The following is a 20,497-nucleotide window of genomic DNA, read 5'->3' as shown; positions in this document are numbered from 1 at the left end:
AAGGTCTTGATAATGTTGACGATTATAATTCTTGCCCTGATAGCCATTGTCGTGTTGTTTGCGGTGAAAAATATCCGGATGCAGTTTATTACCCGCCCAGTTTTTAGTTTTTTCAAGAAGGTCTTGCCGCCACTTTCCGATACAGAGCGTGAAGCGATGGAAGCGGGTGATGTCTGGTGGGAAGGGGAGTTATTTCGCGGAAATCCTAACTGGAATACCTTGCATAGCTATGGCAAACCCACGCTAACTGCAGAAGAAAAAGACTTTATTGATAATCAAGTGATGACAGCACTGACGATGATCGATGATTTCGACATAGTGCATAACCGCAAGGATTTACCGCCGGAGCTGTGGGAATACTTTAAGAAAGAAGGTTTCTTCGCACTGATCATTCCGAAGAAATTTGGTGGTAAAGCTTTCTCTGCCTATGCAAACTCGACCATTGTCAGCAAATTAGCCAGCCGCAGCGTAAGCGCTGCTGTTACAGTAATGGTGCCGAACTCTTTAGGCCCTGGTGAGTTGCTGACCCACTATGGTACGAGCGAGCAGAAAGAACGTTGGTTACCTGCTTTAGCTAAAGGCGATGAAATTCCTTGTTTTGCATTAACAGGTCCAGAAGCGGGCAGTGATGCCGGCGCTATACCCGATGTAGGTATTGTGTGTCGTGATACTTTCAACGGCGAAGAAATGCTTGGGCTTAAACTTACATGGGATAAGCGTTATATCACGTTGGCGCCTGTAGCAACAGTTCTGGGTTTAGCGTTCCAAATGCGCGATCCTGAAGGTCTGCTTGGCGATAAGAAAAACTTAGGCATTACCTGTGCGTTGATCCCAACGGATCATCCTGGTGTGGTTATTGGTCGTCGTCATAATCCGCTGGGTATGGCGTTTATGAACGGTACTACTCAAGGTAAAGAAGTGTTTATTCCGCTCGATTGGATTATCGGTGGCCCTGAGTTTGCCGGTAAAGGCTGGCGTATGCTGGTTGAGTGTCTGTCAGCGGGCCGCGGTATTTCATTGCCAGCATTGGCAACGGCTTCTGGTCACATGGCGACGAAGACGACAACGGCTTACAGCTATGTGCGTCACCAGTTTGGTATGGCAATTGGCCAGTTTGAAGGGGTGCAAGAAGCGCTGGCGCGTATTATTGCCAACACTTATCAGTTAGAAGCCGCACGCCGTTTAACAACCACGGGTATCGATCTTAAAGTTAAACCTTCGGTCGTGACCGCGATAGCTAAGTACCACATGACTGAATTAGGCCGTTCAGTGATGAACGATGCCATGGATATTCAATCGGGTAAGGGCATTCAATTAGGACCTAAAAACTATTTAGGCCACCCTTATATGTCGAATCCAATTTCGATCACTGTGGAAGGCGCGAATATTCTAACCCGCTCATTGATGATTTTTGGTCAAGGTGCGACTCGCTGCCATCCTTACGTGCTTGCCGAAATGGAAGCCGCAGCGATGGAAAACCAACATGAAGCCTTAGAGCGTTTTGATGCGTTATTAATGGGTCACATGGGTTATGCCACGCGTAATGCTTTCAGTGCTTTGTTTAGCGCGTTAAGCGGTAGCCGTTTTGGCAGTGCGCCAGTGAGCGGTGAAACTAAGCAGTATTATAAAGATATGTCGCGTATTTCGTCTGCATTAGCCTTAATGACAGATTTATCAATGCTGATCATGGGCGGCGATTTAAAACGCAAAGAAATGCTCTCAGCACGTATGGGTGATGTGCTCAGCCAGTTATATTTAGGCTCAGCGACCTTGAAGTTATTTGAAGATAATGGCCGTCAACAGGACGATTTGCCTGCGGTACGTTATGTAATGGCCAATCGTTTGCACTTGGCGGCGAAAGCGTTGGAAGACACGATTCGTAACTTCCCGAGCCGTCCTGTGGCATGGTTACTGCGTGGCTTAATTTTCCCGCTGGGTAATCACTTCACTGCACCGAGCGACAAAATGGCGACCGATTTAGTTAGCGGCATGTTGAAGCCTGGCCCTGCTCGTGAACGTATTACTTTCTTATGTCCTGAATTTGAAGGGGATAAGGGCGGTATTGCTGAAGTAGAGCAAGCATTTATCGCGCAATATGCCTGTAAAGATATCTATAAAAAACTGAAGAAAGCGCAGCGTGCCGGTGAGTTGCCTGCAAAAGTGCCGAATCTAGTCTTGTTCGCAAAAGCACTCGAGACTGGCGTTATCACTGCCGACGAAGAACAAAAGTTACAGCATGCTGATAAGCTGCGCTTAGCGGCAATTAATGTGAATGATTTCGAAGCGTTATAGTGATTATTAGTGTTTGATGTTAGCGCAGTTTGGTCTAAGCGGTGTTAAGTTCGATAGCTAAGCCGCTTGGGCCGTTTGGATTTACCTCTGAAATGAGAGACCAACAAATTTTCACCAACAGAAATCTGCACTTACAGAAAACAGTCAATATAAAAAAACCACCTTCATGAGGTGGTTTTTTATTGGCTGTTTTCTAACGAGCTTGAGTTGTTAGAAGAAGCTTAAGCAACTTAAGCTACGATCAACACTTTACAGGTGTTAGTGCCGCCGATGGTTTCCATTGCATCGCCTTTGGTCATCAGCACCATATCACCGCTATTCAAATAACCAGCCGCAGTTAATGCTTCTAACGCTTTTTGCGCTAGCTCATCGGCTGGGTGGATAGTTGAATCGAAGTAAATTGGCAACACGCCGCGGTACAAGGCCATTTTGGCTAAGGTTGTTGCGTGACGTGATAAACCTAGGATTGGCAGTGAAGAACTGATACGAGACATCAACTGTGGTGTTGCACCTGATTCAGTCAGAGCGATAATCGCCTTAACGCCTTCTAGGTGGTTTGCTGCATACATAGTTGATAGCGCAATGGTCTCTTCAACTGAAGTGAAACGCACATCTAATCTATGTTTAGACACAATCACACTTGGGTGAGATTCAGCGCCAACACACACGTTTGCCATTGCCTTAACGGTTTCTTCTGGGAAGTCACCGGCAGCAGTTTCAGCAGATAACATCACAGCATCGGTACCATCAAGCACAGCGTTCGCCACGTCCATCACTTCGGCGCGGGTTGGCATTGGGCTTGAAATCATCGATTCCATCATCTGGGTGGCAGTGATGACGACTTTATTCAGTTGGCGTGAACGGGCGATTAACTTCTTCTGCACTGCAACGAGTGCAGCATCACCAATTTCAACACCTAAGTCACCACGGGCAACCATAACAACGTCAGACGCTAAGATAACATCATCCATAGCGGCATCGGTCGCAACCGCTTCAGCACGTTCAACTTTAGCAACGATCAACGCATTACAACCTGCTTGACGAGCAAGATCGCGTGCATAGTCCAAGTCTGCACCACTGCGCGGGAAAGACACGGCTAAATAATCCACTTGGATCATTGCTGCAGTGAGAATGTCAGCCTTGTCTTTTTCGGTCAGCGCAGCAGCAGAAAGTCCGCCGCCTTGTTTGTTAATACCTTTGTTGTTAGATAAAGGGCCTGCCACAGTCACTGTGGTATGCACTTTACGGCCTTCAACACGCTCAACGCGTAATTGAACACGGCCATCATCTAACATCAGGATATCACCAACAGTCACATCGTCTGGCAATTGCTTGTAATCGATACCCACTTGGGTCTCGTCGCCTTCACCTTTGGCTAACTCGGCATCAAGTACATAGGCTTGACCTAATACGAGTTGTACTTTCTTATTGTCTTTGAAAGTAGAAACGCGGATTTTAGGGCCTTGTAAGTCACCAAGAATGGCCACATGAACGCCTAACTCTTTAGCGATTTCGCGCGCTTGAGTTGCTCGTTTTAGATGATCTTCGGGGGAACCGTGGGAGAAATTAAGACGTACAACGTTTGCACCTGCCGCGATGATGCGGCGTAGATTATCATCACGATCTGTAGCGGGACCTAGAGTGGTGACGATTTTGGTTCTGCGGAACATAAGGATACTCCGTTAAAGTTAAAAAAAATCTTGGGACTATATTACCATGCAATTCCAAATTTTGTAGTAAAGTTACAATCAAATTGATCTAAAGTTATGTATGAAAATTGTGAGGTATCGCTGATATTTGCACGATAAATGGCTAGGTTAAGGAGCAACACTAGCCATTTTTAGAAAAGGAAGTGAGTTACAGTATCGGATCTTTATTGATGCGAGACTCTTTTAACACTTCTTTCACTCGTTTCAAATTATCGCGGAAACGTGGGCCTCTACGTAAGGTAAAACCCGTTGCCAATACATCTATAGTGACTAATTGGGCTAAACGCGAGGCCATAGGTAAATACATGTCAGTATCTTCTGGCACTTCCATTGTCACGGGCAGTGTACATTCCATTGACAAAGGCGAGTTGCGGGCGGTAATACCAATCACAGCTGCACCATTTTCTCTCGCTAAACGCGCTATTTCAATCAATGACTTAGTGCGGCCAGTGTGGGAAATCAATACCACCACATCGCCCTCATTACTGTTAATACAACTCATGCGTTGCATTAGAACATCGTCAAAACAGATGACAGGGACATTAAAGCGGAAGAATTTATTTTGCGCGTCATGGGCAACTGAAGCGGATGCGCCTAGGCCAAAAAAGGAAATAGTCTTAGCTTGAGTGAGAATATCAACGGCTTTATTAATGGCTGAAATGTCTAGGCTTTGACGTGCGGTATCGAGCGAAGCCATTGAAGATTCGAATATTTTTGTCGTGTAAGACTCAGTCGAATCATCTTCTTCAACGTGGCGGCTCACATAAGGTGTACCGTTCGCAAGACTTTGCGCTAGATGTAACTTAAAATCAGGGAAACCTTTAGTATCTAAGCGGCGGCAGAAACGATTCACAGTAGGTTCACTGACATCTGCCATCTTAGCCAGTGTGGCGATGCTAGAATGTATAGCTGTCTGTGGTGATGCTAAGATCACCTCTGCAACTTTGCGTTCTGATTTACTAAAATGGGTGAGGCTTTTTTGAACCTTTTCTAGGGTATTCATACGCGTATGTCCGCTAAATTGAGAATGTAATTTTATTTATTTTTATTTCGTGGGAGCAGATCAAGACTGGCGGCCCACTAATAGACTCTATGTAGTAACTTTTCAGTACAATTTTGAAATAAGACTTTACTACCTTCAGTAATTTAAGCACAAAAAGCATATCAGATTTATGCAGCAAGTGACTAGTTAGCAAGAATGTTAATATTTATAAAAATAGATGCATTTAACAAATTCTGTTGTTATATTACAACAAAAGTGTGGATTTCTTCATCGACATGAAGGGACACGACATACAAAGGAGATCGTAACGCAATGGGCAAAACAACATCAGGCGCCAAAGCTTGTGACTTCGTACTCTTTGGTACTAAAGGCGATTTGGCACGACGCAAGTTGTTACCTTCTTTATACCAGCTAGATAAAGCTGAACTTCTCGATAAAGATACGAAAGTGATCGGTGTCGCGAAAGACGAGTTTACTCAAGATGAGTTTATCGAATTAGTCACGCTTGCATTAAACACCTTCGTGAAAGAGCCTTTGTGCGAAGAGACTCTCCAACGTTTCCTGTCCCGCTGCCACTATATAGGCACTAACTTTACCGATTCAGCGGGCTACAGTGCCTTCCATGATCTGCTCAAACCAGAAGAGCGCGTTATGGTCAGTTACTTTGCTACGCCACCTGCAATATTCGGCGACATATGCCGTTGTTTGCATGAACAAGATCTTATCCACCCAGATTCACGCGTGGTGCTCGAAAAGCCCATCGGCTCAGATTTAGACTCTTCTCGCGTTATCAATGACCAAGTTTCCGCTTACTTCAAAGAACGTCAGGTTTACCGTATCGACCATTACTTAGGTAAAGAAACCGTACAGAACTTGATTGCACTGCGTTTTGCTAACTCTTTATTTGCCTCTAAGTGGGACAACCGTACGATTGACCACGTCCAGATCACAGTCGCAGAAGAAGTGGGCATCGAAGGCCGTTGGGGTTACTTCGACAAAGCGGGTCAGATGCGTGACATGATCCAGAACCATTTGCTGCAAGTGTTAACGCTCGTTGCTATGGATCCACCCGTTAACTTAGACGCTGACAGCATCCGTGATGAAAAAGTCAAAGTGCTCAAATCACTGCGTCCGATTAATTCTGACAATGTGTATGAAAATACCGTACGCGGTCAGTACAGTGCGGGCTTCTTAAAGGGCAGCCCAGTACCGGGTTATTTAGAAGAAGAAGGCGCCAACCTTCAATCACACACAGAAACCTTCGTGGCTATTCGTGTGGATATCGACAACTGGCGTTGGGCGGGCGTGCCTTTCTATTTACGTAGCGGTAAACGTATGCCGTTTAAGAGCTCTGAAATTGTGGTGTATTTCAAAAACCCACCGCATAACTTGTATCGCTCAAGCTACCGTAATCTGCCACCCAACAAGCTGACTATTCGTCTGCAACCCCATGAAGGGGTTGAAATCCAGATGATGAACAAAGTGCCAGGTTTGGAGCAAAAACAACGTCTACAAACCACTAAACTCGATTTGAGCTTCTCCGATACCTTCAAAAATGAACGTATCGCCGATGCCTACGAGCGTCTATTACTCGAAGCTATGCTCGGTAATCAAGCGCTGTTCGTGCGCCGCGATGAAGTCGAGCAGGCATGGACTTGGGTGGATGGCATTATCCAATCGTGGGAACAAAGTAACGAAAAACCAAAACCTTATCCTGCGGGTACTTGGGGTCCAGTTGCGTCAGTTGCTTTGATCACCAAAGATGGCCGTTCGTGGGACGAGTAGGAGACTTTGATGATTAAAGAAACCGTATTCAAATCTTTCGATACGCCAAGTGCGTTAGAACAACAGCTTGCGAATAGAATTGCGAGCCAGTTGCAGGAAGCCGTCGATGCCCGCGGAAAAGCGAGCTTAGTGGTTTCCGGTGGTTCGACGCCGCTTAAGTTATTTCAACTATTGAGCATGAAATCCATCGATTGGAGTGATGTTTATATCACGCTTGCCGATGAGCGCTGGGTTGAAGCCGACGCCGATGCTTCTAATGAGCGTCTCGTGCGTGAACATTTATTACAAAACCGTGCGGCGAATGCCAAATTCCGCGGTTTAAAAAACATGTTTTCGACTGCAGAAGCGGGCGCCGATATGGCCGCCGAGTCCTTGTCTAACTTCCCACGTCCTTTTGATGTGGTGGTGTTAGGCATGGGTAACGATGGTCATACCTGCTCTTGGTTTCCCTGCAGTGCTGAGCTTGAAAATGCGCTCACAACCCAAGCCCTGTGTGTGGCGACGAACCCCACCACAGCGCCCCATGGTAGAATTACGCTCTCTAAGAGTGCGATTCTGAACAGCAGACAAATTTATCTGCACTTGGTCGGGGAACAGAAATTATCCGTATATCGTCAAGCGTTAGAAAGTGATGATGTCCATGCTATGCCTATCAGAGCCGTATTAGCGCAGCGTAAAACGCCCGTTGATGTGTTCTGGAGCGCTTAAGGAGTCACTATGCACTCAGTAGAAATACACTCAGTAGTTCAAGCTGTTACCGACAGAATTATTGCCCGTAGCAAAGCGTCACGTGAAGGTTATCTCGCCGCATTGAATGATGCTCGTAACCATGGTGTACACCGTAGCTCATTGAGCTGTGGCAACTTAGCCCATGGTTTTGCCGCCTGTAATCCAGACGACAAAAATGCATTGCGTCAATTGAATAAGGCGAACATCGGCATAGTGACGGCATTTAACGATATGTTATCTGCGCACCAACCCTATGAAAGCTATCCTGAATTGCTTAAAAAAGCCTGTCAGGAAGTCGGCAGTGTTGCACAAGTGGCGGGCGGTGTTCCGGCCATGTGTGACGGTGTGACTCAAGGTCAACCCGGTATGGAATTGAGCTTACTGAGTCGTGAAGTGATTGCGATGGCAACGGCTGTGGGCTTGTCTCACAACATGTTTGATGGCGCTTTACTGCTCGGCATTTGCGATAAAATCGTACCAGGTTTGCTTATCGGCGCCTTAAGCTTTGGTCACTTGCCTATGTTATTCGTGCCTGCTGGGCCGATGAAATCAGGTATCCCGAACAAAGAAAAAGCCCGTATTCGTCAGCAATTTGCCCAAGGTAAAGTGGATCGCGCGCAACTGTTAGAAGCTGAAGCCCAGTCTTACCACAGTGCAGGAACCTGTACTTTCTACGGCACGGCAAACTCGAATCAGTTGATGCTTGAAGTGATGGGCCTGCAGTTACCTGGCTCGTCATTTGTGAATCCTGATGATCCACTGCGCGAAGCGTTAAATAAGATGGCAGCTAAGCAAGTGTGTCGTTTAACCGAAATGGGCACCCAATATACCCCAATCGGTGAAGTGGTCAGCGAAAAATCTGTGGTTAACGGCATTGTGGCACTTTTGGCTACTGGCGGTTCTACTAACTTGACGATGCACATTGTCGCCGCGGCTCGTGCTGCCGGTATTATTGTGAACTGGGATGATTTTTCTGAATTATCCGATGCTGTACCATTAGTGGCGCGCGTGTATCCAAACGGTCATGCCGATATTAATCATTTCCATGCAGCCGGTGGCATGGCGTACTTAATCAAAGAATTGCTCGATGCGGGGCTATTGCATGAAGATGTGGATACCGTTGCGGGTTTTGGTTTACGCCGTTATACCCAAGAGCCAAGGCTGCTCGACGGTGAACTGCGCTGGGTCGATGGTCCAACGACTAGCTTAGATACTGAAGTGTTAACGTCAGTCGCATCACCTTTCCAAGGCAACGGTGGCTTAAAATTACTCAAAGGTAACTTAGGCCGCGCTGTGATCAAAGTGTCAGCAGTACAAGAACAACATCGTGTCGTTGAAGCGCCCGCAGTGGTGATTGACGATCAAAACAAACTCGATGCCTTGTTCCAAGCCGGTGCTTTGGATAGAGATTGTGTTGTGGTGGTTAAAGGTCAAGGCCCGAAAGCTAACGGTATGCCAGAACTGCACAAGTTAACCCCATTATTGGGAACGCTTCAGGACAAAGGCTTTAAAGTCGCGCTGCTGACCGACGGTCGCATGTCTGGTGCGTCGGGTAAAGTCCCTGCGGCCATTCATTTAACGCCAGAAGCCTTAGATGGCGGTTTAATTGCCAAAGTCCAAGATGGCGACTTGATCCGTGTCGATGCGTTAACAGGCGAACTGAGCCTGCTTGTCTCTGAAGCTGAACTTGCCACCAGAGCCGCGGGAATTGTGGATTTACATCGCTCACGTTATGGCATGGGCCGCGAGTTATTTAGTGCGCTACGTTCAAATCTAAGTAGTCCAGAAACTGGTGCGCGTTGTACTAATGCCATCGATGAACTTTATTAATACAAAGGAAGAATAACGCAATGCTTGAGAATAACTGGTCACTACAGCCACAAGATATTTTTAAACGCAGCCCTATTGTTCCTGTTATGGTGATTAACAAGATTGAACATGCGGTGCCATTAGCGCGAGCACTGGTTGCCGGCGGCATTAGCGTGTTAGAAGTGACTTTGCGTACGCCTTGTGCACTCGAAGCTATCACTAAAATCGCCAAAGAAGTGCCTGAGGCCTTAGTCGGCGCAGGGACTATCTTAAACGAAGCTCAGCTTGATCTTGCGATTGCCGCGGGTGCGCAGTTTATTATTACCCCAGGCGCGACGGTTGAACTGCTCAAAGCGGGTATGCATGGTCCAATCCCTTTAATTCCAGGGGTTGCGAGCATTTCAGAAGTGATGACGGGGATGGCGCTCGGTTACACCCACTTTAAATTCTTCCCAGCTGAAGCTTCGGGTGGTGTTGATGCTCTTAAAGCCTTCTCGGGTCCGCTAGCGGATATTCGCTTCTGCCCAACAGGTGGCATTACGCCAAGCAGCTATAAAGATTATTTAGCGCTGAAAAACGTCGATTGTATTGGTGGTAGTTGGATTGCGCCAACGGATGCAATGGAACACGGCGATTGGGATCGTATCACTCAACTTTGTAAAGATGCCATTGGCGCTTTATAAATCGAGTTTGAAATAGTGACAAAATAAAAAACCACCACAAGGTGGTTTTTTGTCTTTTATCTTTCGCATTTTGATAAAGAACGGCTGCGATCGCTGACTCTGTAGAAAGTCTGGTTTTTACAGTAACACGAGCATTTACAAACAGTCTGGCTTTATAGCAAGTCGGGCCGCGCAATGTCTGCTTGCCTACATTTCCTTGCTCAGTTCTACATTTGAGCCGGCTTTTGGGCTAAACAACTGCTGATATAGTCTGCCTGCAAACTCATCTGTCATCCCCGAAATATAGTCCGCCAACACTCTGTGACTGTTTAAACCTTGTTGCTCACTTTCGCGCCAGCGCTCTTGGGTGTTCAGTGGCAGTAAACGCTCGGGATCGGAAGCGAAGGCTTCGAATAAGCCCATCACAATCTGCTGGCCTTTATATTCGAGCATTTGGATTTCGGGTTTACGAATAACGTATTTATAAACCAGTTGCTTGAGCACATTGAGCGCAATGGCAAATTCCGGCTCTAACGTCGCATTAAAGCGCAATAATGGTTCTTCGAACACGTCATCTTCTGAGATAACAATAGCGGTGACAAAGCCATTAACGAGTGTGCCTATGGCATCTTTACGTAGGTGATGCTCATGGGAAAACAGCTTGTTGCCAATATCTGCCAGCTCTTGTTTTATCCACGCATCACTGCTGTTCGTCAGTGTCGGCGCCACATCTTGATGCCACTGGGACGTTGTGACTATGCCCATCACAATCGCATCTTCGAGATCGTGCACCGCATAGGCGATGTCATCTGCCAGTTCCATAATCGAGCAATCGAAGGATTTAAACTGGGTTCGCAGATGTGGATAGTGGTGCAGGGCGGGGTGTGAACCTTGCTGAGTTGATGTAAAACGACGGCTATCTGCCTCAGATAAAGGCTCAAGCACCCAAGCGAAGATGTCGTTATCATCGTCGAAAATGCCCTTAACCGGCGGCCATTGTGACGGCTTGAGCTGTCTATGGTTGGTGATTTCATTATGTTCACCCGCGACAAATAGCCTCGAGTGCGGCGCTGGGTATTTTAAAATCCCGAGCATGGTACGCCGACACAAGTTCATCCCAAAATCTAATGTATAGGGCTCAAGTTTCGATAAAATACGAAAAGTTTGGCCGTTACCTTCAAAACCGCCATGGTCGCGCATCATGTAATTCAATGCGACTTCACCACCGTGGCCGAAGGGAGGATGACCAATATCGTGGGCCAAGCACAGGGACTCTAATAAGCTCATAGAGCAAAGCAGTTGTTTATGTTGTGGATATTTGCGCCTGAGCTGAGCAGCTATGCCGGTACCAATTTGCGAGACTTCGAGTGAGTGGGTTAATCGGGTGCGATAGAAGTCATTCATGCCAACGCCGAGCACTTGCGTTTTGGCCTGGAGGCGGCGAAAGGCGGCCGAGTGGAGAATACGCGCCCTGTCTCTTTGGTAGGGGCTGCGGTGATCGTTACGCCGTTGTTTATCTTCACCATGACGGCGTTCTTGCCAAACACTTGAAGTCATATGCATTCCTAGCGAGAGTGGAAAATCAAAGCATCTTGTTAATTTCGTCTAAATTCAAAGTGAAACTGGGTACAAAGCAGTTCATAAAATACTGTACTGCAGGATCGGGATTCGTCGCCAGCATGTCTTCAAGTCGCTTGCGGGCGGTATTAAATTCACTGTTGCCAGCGCGGTTTTCCTCAAGGCATTTAAGATAGGCACACAGAGTATCAGCCGATTTCACTATGGTCTTGTAAACGGGATCGGCGTAATCGCTGATGAACAGACTGCGATAATCCTCTTTAAATTCCTCAGGTACCATATCTAACATGCGCTGCTCGGCAATCGCCTCAATCTTTTTATACTCGGCTTCAATTTCTTTATTGAAGTATTTCACCGGCGTCGGTAAGTCACCCGTGAGAATTTCACTGGCATCGTGAAAAATCGCCAGACTCGTGGCTTGATGGGGGCAGAGCGTCGTGCCGAATTTCTTATTACTGATGATCACCAGTGCATGGGCCACCATGGCAACTTGCAGCGAGTGTTCTTGAACATTTTCAGTGCGAACGTTGTACATCAAAGGCCAGCGTTGGATAAGTTTCATGCGAGCTAAATGCGCAAATAAGTGACTCATAGTTTTCCTGCTAAAGAGTGAAATCGGTAGGCGACAAGCTGCAATGGAAGACATGATACGAGTGAATAGGCAGTATTGACGCTAGTGAAGTCTTAGATTATCACAGCCTTGGATGACACGTGAGCATGAGCGTGGAGGATTTAAAGAAATAGCTAAAAATAAAGCGACCACTAGGATCGCTTTATGACTCAAACTGTTAACTGAGGATAAACTTACTGCCGATAGTTTTCGAGGAAGGCGCCAAACTCGGTAAATGCTTTTTTCAGATCTTCTTTATAGGGCAAGAAAACCACTCGTAAATGGTCAGGCTCAGGCCAGTTAAAGGCCGTGCCGTGCACTAACAGAATTTTCTTTTCTCTGAGTAAATCCAGCACTAAACGCTCATCATCCCTTAGGTTGAATTTCTTCATATCCAGTTTCGGAAAGGCATAGAGTGCGCCCTTTGGTTTTTTAACGCTCACACCTGGAATTTGGTTAAGTAATTCGTAACAGGCATCCCTTTGGACTGTGAGGCGGCCATTAGGCAAAATAAGCTCGTTAATACTCTGATAACCGCCGAGCGCGGTTTGAATTGCATGTTGATTGGGCACGTTTGCACAGAGGCGCATCGAGGACAGCATTTCTAAGCCTTCGATGTAACTTTTAGCAGCCTTAAGATTGCCAGATAACATCATCCAACCAACACGAAATCCTGCTGCACGATAAGCCTTTGATAAACCGTTAAAAGTAACAGTTAAAATATCATCTGATAGACCCGCAGCAGGAATATGCTTGGCTTCATCGTATAAAATTTTATCGTAAATTTCATCGGCAAAAAGGATCAGATCATGTTGACGACACAGTTCAACCACTTGCAGCAGTAATTCTCTGCTGTATACCGCTCCGGTTGGGTTGTTCGGGTTAATCAGCACTATGCCGCGAGTACGTGATGAAATTTTACTTTTAATGTCGTTGAGATCGGGGAACCAGTCCGCTTCTTCATCGCAGCGATAATGCACAGCCTTGCCGCCCGCGAGATTCGCCGCTGCTGTCCACAGGGGATAGTCTGGTGAGGGGATTAAGATCTCATCATCGGTATTCAGCAGGCCTTGCATTGCCATCATAATGAGTTCTGAAACGCCGTTACCTATATAGATATCTTCGATATCGACACCAAAAATCCCTTGGGCTTGATAATGCTGCACTATGGCCTTACGGGCAGAGAATAATCCTTTTGACTCACAGTAGCCTTGGGCACTGGGTAAATTGAGGATCACATCGCGCACAATTTCTTCAGGCGCTTCGAAACCGAAGGGGGCCGGATTACCAATGTTGAGTTTGAGGATTCGATGCCCCTCGTCTTCTAAACGTCTGGCTTCCTTGTGCACTGGGCCGCGGATGTCATAGCAAACGGTATCCAGCTTGTTGGATTTGATGATAGGGCGCATTTACACCTCGGAACATGCATAAAGTTTTGGCTTAAGTTAGCGCACCATAACGAAATTTCATTGCAGATGAAAGGGGGGATAAGCACAGAATTGCGCTTTTTTTATAAATACCCCTCAGTTAAATATGCTTTAACAGTCGATTAAAGAAATCTGCACAAGTTTTATGTTCTGACATTGGCATGATTTTAAGATTGTTTATCTATTGGGTTGGTAGGGGAATCTTGTTTATGTTTTTTCATTTCGAAAGATTAAAATGCGTTTTCATTAGCTGACCCATATTTAATTTCTCTATATTAGCCATATCAATCGTGACAGAAGAAAATGTATTTTAGCTGATACTTAATGGTTGATTTTTAATCACAGATTTTTGATAAGGTAAACTTATGCAAGCGGCATTTTATTTTGTGATAATTAGGCATATTTATTGAATGCTTATTAAGCTAAGAAGATCATAAATGTTTAAGTTGCGATGGCGTTAAAAGTCTTCTAAATTATATGGTTATGTAAAATTGTCTCGCGGGAAATAAATTTATTTTCTATCAAGTTAAATTTATAGTTGACTCAATATTCGATGCGCTTTATTTTCTGCGCGATGTTTTTGGCAAGGCACCTTAGATAGCAAGCAATTCGCGGGTTTTATCTTCAGGGTTAGTCATCATGAAGCAGCTGTGTTGACGTTCTAAATCGTGTTGATTTCAGACGTTATTCTAAAACCATTTGCCTTTTAGGCGATTTATTTAGAGGACCTAAGTGCATGTCTGAACCGACAGCGTTAAGTCTCATTCCACCTTTGGTGGTATTGGTGTTAGCTATTTGGTTACGCCGTCCTATTTTATCTTTGATCATAGGTGCGGTAACCGGTTTCCTGTTACTCGATCCCAGTCAAGTCTTAAACAATTTTGCTAGTGTGTCATTGAAGGTTATGGCCGATGAAACCATAGGTTGGTTGATTCTGGTGTGTGGTGGTTTTGGCGCGCTCATCGCACTTTTAGTACGAACTGGCGGCGCATTAGCGTTTGGCCGCAATGCACTTAAATTGGCGAAAGGACCTAAATCTTCCCTATTAATGACTTTTATCCTTGGGATCGTGATTTTTATCGATGACTATCTCAATGCGTTGACCGTGGGTGAAACCATGAAGCGTGTAACGGATAAATTTAAAGTGTCCCGTGAAATGCTCGCCTATGTCGTGGACTCTACCGCCGCGCCCGTGTGCGTGTTAGTGCCATTATCAACTTGGGCGGTATTTTTTGGTGGATTACTGGTGGATAACGGTGTGGCAGCCGAAGGTCAAGGCATTGCAGTTTATATGCAAGCCATTCCTTACATGCTTTATGCTTGGTTAGCTGTGGCTATGGTGCTACTTGTCGCATTAGGTATTGTGCCCGCCATTGGTCCAATGAAGACTGCGCAGCTGCGCGCTGCCCAAGGTGAACCCGCTGAAGCGCAGGTGGATTTCGACCAAGTGCAAACTTCGGATGAATATGCGGTTAAAGCCATAGAAGAGGAATTTAAGCACGCCGATAATCAGGGCAAACTGCATAACTTTTTAGTGCCTATTGGTTTGTTAGTTGCCTTTACCGTGTACTTTGATATCGACGTGTGGAAAGGCTTGCTGGCGACCTTAGTTATCACGATTCCTTATTATGCAGTGCAGCGTTTGATGCCATTTTCAGAGATGATGGACCAAATGATCGATGGCTTTAAAAGCATGCTACCAGCCATTAGCACTGTGATTGCGGCGTTTGTGTTTAAGGATGTGTGCGATCAGTTATTACTGCCACAGTATGTCATTGAATCATTAAGTCCATTTATGACACCTAAATTGCTGCCTGCGGTAGTGTTTTTATCTATGGCTATACTCGCGTTTGCCACAGGTTCGAGCTGGGGTATATTTGCCGTGACGATTCCTATCGTGATGCCATTAGCGCAAGCCGTTGGGGCGGACATCCCATTAGTCATTGGGGCCTTATTGTCTGCATCATCATTTGGTAGCCAAGCGTGCTTCTACTCAGATTCAACCGTATTGGCCGCCCAAGGCTCAGGTTGTAACTTAGTGAGCCATGCTGTGACTCAGTTACCTTATGCACTTATCGCAGCAGTAATAGCATTTATCGGCTTTATTGTGATTGCATAACTTCTGTCACGATTAATATAAGAAACCAGCTACGGCTGGTTTTTTTATGTCTGCCGTAATGGGGTTAGGCGGCTAGAATGAGTAAAAGGTGAGTAAAGAGTGAGGAGGCTTGAACTAGGATAAACACGATTACACTGTTAAATGAATATTTTCAACTGATGTCAAATTATATTTTACGAAATTGTCATTTATATTTTACATATTTCATCGTCGCCATGTAGCTTTTCAAATCAAAGCCTGATTATACTTTGCATCCTTCAGGGTATTATTTTCAACATTAGTGGCAAACGAATCAAATGGACTCAACTCTTCTTACTGCGTTTTTCGAGCACGGCACAATACGTGATGTCGAGTGTTTATTCCCTGATATTTCAGGCTATCCAAGGGGAAAGCTTATGCCAGCCCGAAGTTTTGCTCAGGGTGCTGAATTACGTATTGCCCAAGCGATTTCGATGCAAGCGATTACCGGTGAGTATTCCTACGATCCAGTTTTCCCCGATGCTGATCCTGATCTTTTACTCATCCCCGATTACAGCACTCTCAAGATGATCCCATGGAGCACAGTGCCGCGCGCATTTGCCATCCATGACTGCGTATTACTGGATGGCAATTTATGTCCATTTGCGCCGCGCTCTATGTTAAAAAATGTGTTAGCCCGTTACCAAGCCCTTGGGTTAACGCCCGTGGTGGCTCCTGAGATTGAGTTTTATCTGACTGAAGCCAATACCGATCCGAGTGTGCCGTATCAGGCACCCATTTCAAAAAGTGGCCGAGCTGAAAATGGTCAATCCGCGTTTAGCATGAATATGCTCAATGAACTCGCACCATTTTGGGATGAGTTTAATGCCGCTATCGATGCGATTGGGATTAAAGGTGATACTTGGATCCATGAAATGGGGCTATCGCAATATGAAATTAACTTAGTGCATGGCGATCCGCTGGCCTTAGCGGATCAAGCCTTTATGTTTAAATACGCGGCGAAAGAAATCGCCATTAAACATAGCTTGAATGCAATTTTTATGGCGAAACCCATAGCGGGTCAACCCGGCAGTTCTATGCATTTACATCAAAGTGTCGTCGATGATAAAGGTCATAATATTTTCAGCCATGCTGATGGTAGCGACACTGACCGTTTTCACCACTATATCGGCGGATTACAAAAGTATCTACCTGATTTAATGTTGTTATTCGCACCCAATATCAATTCATTTAGACGTTACATTTCCGGCAGTCAAGCGCCGATTAATTTAAGTTGGGGCGTTGATAATCGCACCACTGGCTTACGTGTGCCATTAAGTGCTCCAGTAGCGAGACGGGTAGAGAATCGCATTGCGGGCGCCGATGCTAATCCGTACCTGATGATTGCCGCATCTTTGGCAGCGGGCCTTGCCGGAATGGAAGAAAAATTATCGCCAAGTGCACCAGAAACTGGGAGCGCTTATGAGAGCAGCCATGACCTCGCGCAGACATTTTTAGCTGCGTTAACGCAAATGCGCCAAAGTGATTCGGCACGACGCTTACTCGGGGACGATTTTGTCACTGGCTTTGTATCGGTGAAGGAAATTGAATTCCAAAGTTATTTGAGTGAGATAGGGGCTTGGGAGCGACGTTTCTTAGGGCCGCAATGCTAACGCTTATTTAATGAGGGGATTTTGCTGGATAACACCTATTCCCTTGAGTGACTCGACACATCACTAAAAAAACAGCAACAAAAAAGCCAGTGCAAGCACTGGCTTTTTTGTGTCTGGAAACGAGAAGGGCGATTAAACGCGCTTCTTGAATTCACCAGTACGAGTGTCGATTTCAATTTTGTCGCCTACTTTCACGAAGTCAGCAACACTTACTGTGCCACCGCCAGTGATAGTCGCTGGCTTCATCACTTTACCTGAAGTATCGCCACGAGCTGAAGGCTCAGTGTAGATCACTTCACGTACGATAGTGGTTGGCATTTCAACAGAGATAGCTTTGCCATCATAGAAAGTCACTTGGCAAGTTTCTTCCATACCGTCAACGATATAAGCCGCTGCATCACCTAGGTTTTCAGCTTCTACATCGTATTGGTTGTATTCTGCATCCATGAATACAAACATAGGATCTGCAAAGTAAGAATATGTGCAGTCAAGACGATCTAGGATGATGTCTTCTAACTTATCTTCACCTTTGAAAGTCGTTTCAGTACCAGAGTTAAGCAGTAAGTTTTTCAACTTTAACTTAACGATAGCAGCGTTACGGCCAGAACGAGTTGTTTCAGTTTTCTGCACAACCCATGGGCTGCCATCTAACATGATCACGTTACCAGGACGGATTTCATGAGCAGTTTTCATTACACTATTTCCTATATTTAGATTTTTCTGTTTTCGCGCAGTATCTTAGCTGTTTTTAACGAACTGAACTAGTCGAGTAGCGAGATCTGCAGCATTTAATGCATTAATTGGCCATTGTTTAGCATGGTGATGCAACAAGGGCAAATTAACAGGATTAAGGTTTTGCCAGTTAAGGCTCACGGCTGATTGCTGTGCTTGGTTGAACGCGAGATTCAATTCAGACCAATAACAAGCAATTTTAGGTGGCAGATTATCGCAGTAAAGTTTGAGAAAAGCTTCTAATTTTACGAGGTGATAATCATCTTCTTGGGGATAAATGTGCCAAATGAAGGGTTTTGCGGCCCATTGGGCACGTAAAAAGGAATCTTCACCGCGCACGATATTAAAATCACAGCTCCAGAGCAGGCGATCAAACCCCTGTTGGTCTGTCATAAGTAAAATGTGCAGGGTTAAATTACCATGATTTATCTGTTGACCCGGCACTAGATCGGCAATCTCACAGGGCAGTAAATGTGTCAGACTGTTTAAGCTACGCCCCTTTGGGAGCAGCGCATGGATTTTTTCTACCGATTGCTGCCATAACTCACATAATGCGGGTAGCGCCTCGGTCTCATAGCTAAAAACGCTAATCACTGTGTCTTGTGCCTGAATGTCCTTAAGACCTAGATCAGTAAAAAGCTGCAATTTATTGGCAGTATCAGCTTGCCAAGCATCACGCTCTGCAAACAAATTTTGCTCGCAAATGAGTCCACCCGTTTTGGCGCTAAAACCGGGAAAGTAGAAATACTTTTTCAAACCATTGGCTTGTAACGATGGCAAACCATGGCAGCCTTCAACCCAATCCTCTGCGCTTAAATACTCTAAATTCAGCCAAACAGGTACAGATTTTGGGGCGTTCTGATGTAAATAAGCCAGCTGCTCTTTTACCTGTTCGGGGAGTTCACAGGCAAAGGCTTCGATGAGCACTGCTCCTGCGACAAACTCTATAGGTAAAGGCTCTTTCCAATGAATAATATTCACACCATTGAAGGTTTGAGTGGCTTTTAGTGGATCGAGTGTCGGTAAGATATGCGAGAAGCTTGCGAGGTCGTCGACCCACAAATTAACGGGGATCTGATACTCATTGGCTATTTGTTTGGCTAAACGCCAAGTGACGCCAATATCGCCATAGTTATCAACGACGGTGCAAAAAATATCCCAATGATTGGAGCGAGGTGTGTTGCTCATGAGTGTGGTATGTCGTTATTCTTAGTCAGAAATATATGCATAAAAAAAGCGGCGTTAAAGCCGCTTTAATCAAATGGTTAACAGAATTAATCTTCTAATTCAGCTAAACACATTTCTTCGTAAATTTGCTTAACCCAAGCATCAACACGTTCTTCAGTCAGCTCTGGCTGGCGATCTTCATCGATACCTAAACCAATAAAGTGGTCGTCATCGACTTGACCTTTAGAGGCTTCAAAATTGTAGCTTGCAGTTGGCCAATGGCCGATGATGATACCACCACGGGCCTGAACAATATCGCCAACCATGCCCATGGCATCAAGGAAGTACTCAGCGTAATCTTCTTGATCACCACAACCAAAAATAGCGACAAGTTTGTCAGTAAAATCAATTTGCTCTAATTCAGGGAAGAAATCATCCCAGTCACATTGCGCTTCACCGTAATACCAGGTCGGGATGCCGAACAGCAGCAAGTCATACTCTGCAATCTGTTCTTTGGTACTTTTGGCGATATCTTTCACCTCAACCATTTTTTTACCCAGTTTTTTCTGGATCATCTTGGCTACAGCTTCGGTGTTACCTGTGTCGCTACCGAAAAAAAGACCTACAGTTGCCATTGTCTATCCTTTAATGTCTAGTTCACTTATTAGGTTAATCTTGCTGGTACTCGTTCAGCACTCAACTTGTTGCTGAAGAATTAATTCGATTAACTGGCTACGGCTGATGTTACTGGCCAATGCCTGCTCATTCAAGGCGTCATACAAATCTTGTGACACCTTTAACTCTATTCGCTTTAATCCGTTGGCTTTATCGCGCTGGATTTGATTGCGTTTGTTGACCTTAAGCTGTTGGCTACGGGACAAAGGATTGCTACGTGGTCGGCCCCGGCGCTTTTCGTTGGCAAAAAGGTCAATAGTGGTTCTGTCTGTCGCTTCTTTTGCCATGTTCTTATTGTTAACCGATCCCTGAGCCTTCCCAAGTGATCTGGATAATACCTTTTACAATAAACCCGGCGCAGCCGAGAAATAACACTAACCAAACAATAAATCGACCAAATTTTGGCACGTTACCTTGTTTAAGCACATCGTGGATGGCCATGCCGATAAAGAAAAATATCGAGGCAAAAAACAGGTTCAGGCCGATGGTTTCAATTTGTTCCATGTACTGAGATAACATACTTTCTTAGTCCTTGAGAGTGTTCTAAGGCCAAAAGAGGCGCGAATATA

General features: G+C 45.4%; 17 protein-coding genes. 7 read left to right on the top strand and 10 right to left on the bottom strand.

The features are described from left to right. Positions 1 to 12 precede the first annotated feature (12 nt). Positions 13 to 2,292, top strand: a complete 2,280-nt coding sequence (locus L5M49_RS20885) for an acyl-CoA dehydrogenase (RefSeq protein WP_168825236.1) — start codon at positions 13 to 15, stop codon at positions 2,290 to 2,292. Between the two features lie 230 nt (positions 2,293 to 2,522). On the opposite strand, the gene pyk is transcribed toward L5M49_RS20885, so the two are convergent. Together pyk and L5M49_RS20875 are read right to left on the bottom strand one after the other, a co-directional pair. Further along, positions 2,523 to 3,962: a pyruvate kinase gene (gene pyk / locus L5M49_RS20880; RefSeq protein ID WP_105252459.1), complete on the bottom strand. Its 1,440-nt coding sequence runs from the start codon at positions 3,960 to 3,962 to the stop codon at positions 2,523 to 2,525. A gap of 187 nt (positions 3,963 to 4,149) precedes the next feature. Beyond that, positions 4,150 to 5,004, bottom strand: a complete 855-nt coding sequence (locus tag L5M49_RS20875) for a MurR/RpiR family transcriptional regulator (protein ID WP_006081563.1) — start codon at positions 5,002 to 5,004, stop codon at positions 4,150 to 4,152. Between the two features lie 312 nt (positions 5,005 to 5,316). Between L5M49_RS20875 and zwf the strand changes: the two genes are divergently transcribed. The 4 genes from zwf to L5M49_RS20855 are packed head-to-tail and all read left to right on the top strand — an operon-like array spanning position 5,317 to position 10,010. Continuing rightward, positions 5,317 to 6,789, top strand: coding sequence for a glucose-6-phosphate dehydrogenase (zwf, locus tag L5M49_RS20870; RefSeq protein WP_028759998.1), 1,473 nt, complete (start codon positions 5,317 to 5,319; stop codon positions 6,787 to 6,789). 9 nt (positions 6,790 to 6,798) lie between these two features. Continuing rightward, a complete protein-coding gene (gene pgl, locus L5M49_RS20865) occupies positions 6,799 to 7,497 on the top strand; it encodes a 6-phosphogluconolactonase (RefSeq protein WP_105252460.1) in 699 nt (232 codons plus the stop codon). Between the two features lie 24 nt (positions 7,498 to 7,521). Next, a complete protein-coding gene (gene edd, locus L5M49_RS20860) occupies positions 7,522 to 9,348 on the top strand; it encodes a phosphogluconate dehydratase (protein ID WP_263182370.1) in 1,827 nt (608 codons plus the stop codon). Between the two features lie 20 nt (positions 9,349 to 9,368). After that, a complete protein-coding gene (locus tag L5M49_RS20855; RefSeq protein WP_028759995.1) occupies positions 9,369 to 10,010 on the top strand; it encodes a bifunctional 4-hydroxy-2-oxoglutarate aldolase/2-dehydro-3-deoxy-phosphogluconate aldolase in 642 nt (213 codons plus the stop codon). Positions 10,011 to 10,196: 186 nt separating this feature from the next. Here the strand turns inward: L5M49_RS20855 and L5M49_RS20850 are convergent, their stop codons facing one another. The 3 genes from L5M49_RS20850 to L5M49_RS20840 form a co-directional block, all read right to left on the bottom strand. Further along, on the bottom strand, positions 10,197 to 11,546 hold the full coding sequence (locus L5M49_RS20850; protein ID WP_263266782.1) for an anti-phage deoxyguanosine triphosphatase: 1,350 nt from the start codon (positions 11,544 to 11,546) through the stop codon (positions 10,197 to 10,199). A gap of 25 nt (positions 11,547 to 11,571) precedes the next feature. After that, entirely contained in the window at positions 11,572 to 12,159 is a 588-nt protein-coding gene (yfbR, locus tag L5M49_RS20845) for a 5'-deoxynucleotidase (protein WP_011789435.1), read from the bottom strand. A 212-nt stretch (positions 12,160 to 12,371) separates the two neighbouring features. Further along, entirely contained in the window at positions 12,372 to 13,586 is a 1,215-nt protein-coding gene (locus tag L5M49_RS20840) for a pyridoxal phosphate-dependent aminotransferase (protein WP_105252462.1), read from the bottom strand. Positions 13,587 to 14,340: 754 nt separating this feature from the next. Between L5M49_RS20840 and L5M49_RS20835 the strand changes: the two genes are divergently transcribed. Both L5M49_RS20835 and L5M49_RS20830 read left to right on the top strand, forming a co-directional pair. Next, a complete protein-coding gene (locus tag L5M49_RS20835) occupies positions 14,341 to 15,723 on the top strand; it encodes a Na+/H+ antiporter NhaC family protein (protein ID WP_113939692.1) in 1,383 nt (460 codons plus the stop codon). A 296-nt stretch (positions 15,724 to 16,019) separates the two neighbouring features. Beyond that, positions 16,020 to 17,354 (top strand): glutamine synthetase family protein, encoded by a 1,335-nt coding sequence (locus L5M49_RS20830; RefSeq protein ID WP_317630127.1) that lies wholly within the window; start codon positions 16,020 to 16,022, stop codon positions 17,352 to 17,354. A 132-nt stretch (positions 17,355 to 17,486) separates the two neighbouring features. Here the strand turns inward: L5M49_RS20830 and efp are convergent, their stop codons facing one another. The 5 genes from efp to L5M49_RS20805 all read right to left on the bottom strand — a co-directional run bounded on the left by efp (position 17,487) and on the right by L5M49_RS20805 (position 20,447). Beyond that, positions 17,487 to 18,047, bottom strand: a complete 561-nt coding sequence (gene efp / locus L5M49_RS20825; protein ID WP_105252465.1) for an elongation factor P — start codon at positions 18,045 to 18,047, stop codon at positions 17,487 to 17,489. A gap of 45 nt (positions 18,048 to 18,092) precedes the next feature. After that, positions 18,093 to 19,274, bottom strand: coding sequence for an elongation factor P maturation arginine rhamnosyltransferase EarP (gene earP / locus L5M49_RS20820; RefSeq protein ID WP_263266780.1), 1,182 nt, complete (start codon positions 19,272 to 19,274; stop codon positions 18,093 to 18,095). Positions 19,275 to 19,360: 86 nt separating this feature from the next. Continuing rightward, positions 19,361 to 19,888, bottom strand: coding sequence for a flavodoxin FldA (gene fldA, locus L5M49_RS20815; protein WP_006081576.1), 528 nt, complete (start codon positions 19,886 to 19,888; stop codon positions 19,361 to 19,363). A gap of 54 nt (positions 19,889 to 19,942) precedes the next feature. After that, positions 19,943 to 20,215, bottom strand: coding sequence for a LexA regulated protein (gene ybfE, locus L5M49_RS20810; RefSeq protein ID WP_006081577.1), 273 nt, complete (start codon positions 20,213 to 20,215; stop codon positions 19,943 to 19,945). A gap of 10 nt (positions 20,216 to 20,225) precedes the next feature. After that, positions 20,226 to 20,447 carry a DUF2788 domain-containing protein gene (locus L5M49_RS20805; protein WP_006081578.1) on the bottom strand — a complete coding sequence of 74 codons (222 nt, stop codon included), beginning with the start codon at positions 20,445 to 20,447 and terminating at the stop codon, positions 20,226 to 20,228. Positions 20,448 to 20,497 lie beyond the last annotated feature (50 nt).

The organism is Shewanella sp. SM74 (genome assembly GCF_025653725.1).
GTDB lineage: Bacteria > Pseudomonadota > Gammaproteobacteria > Enterobacterales > Shewanellaceae > Shewanella > Shewanella oncorhynchi.
This window is presented reverse-complemented; position numbering and strand designations above follow the sequence as displayed.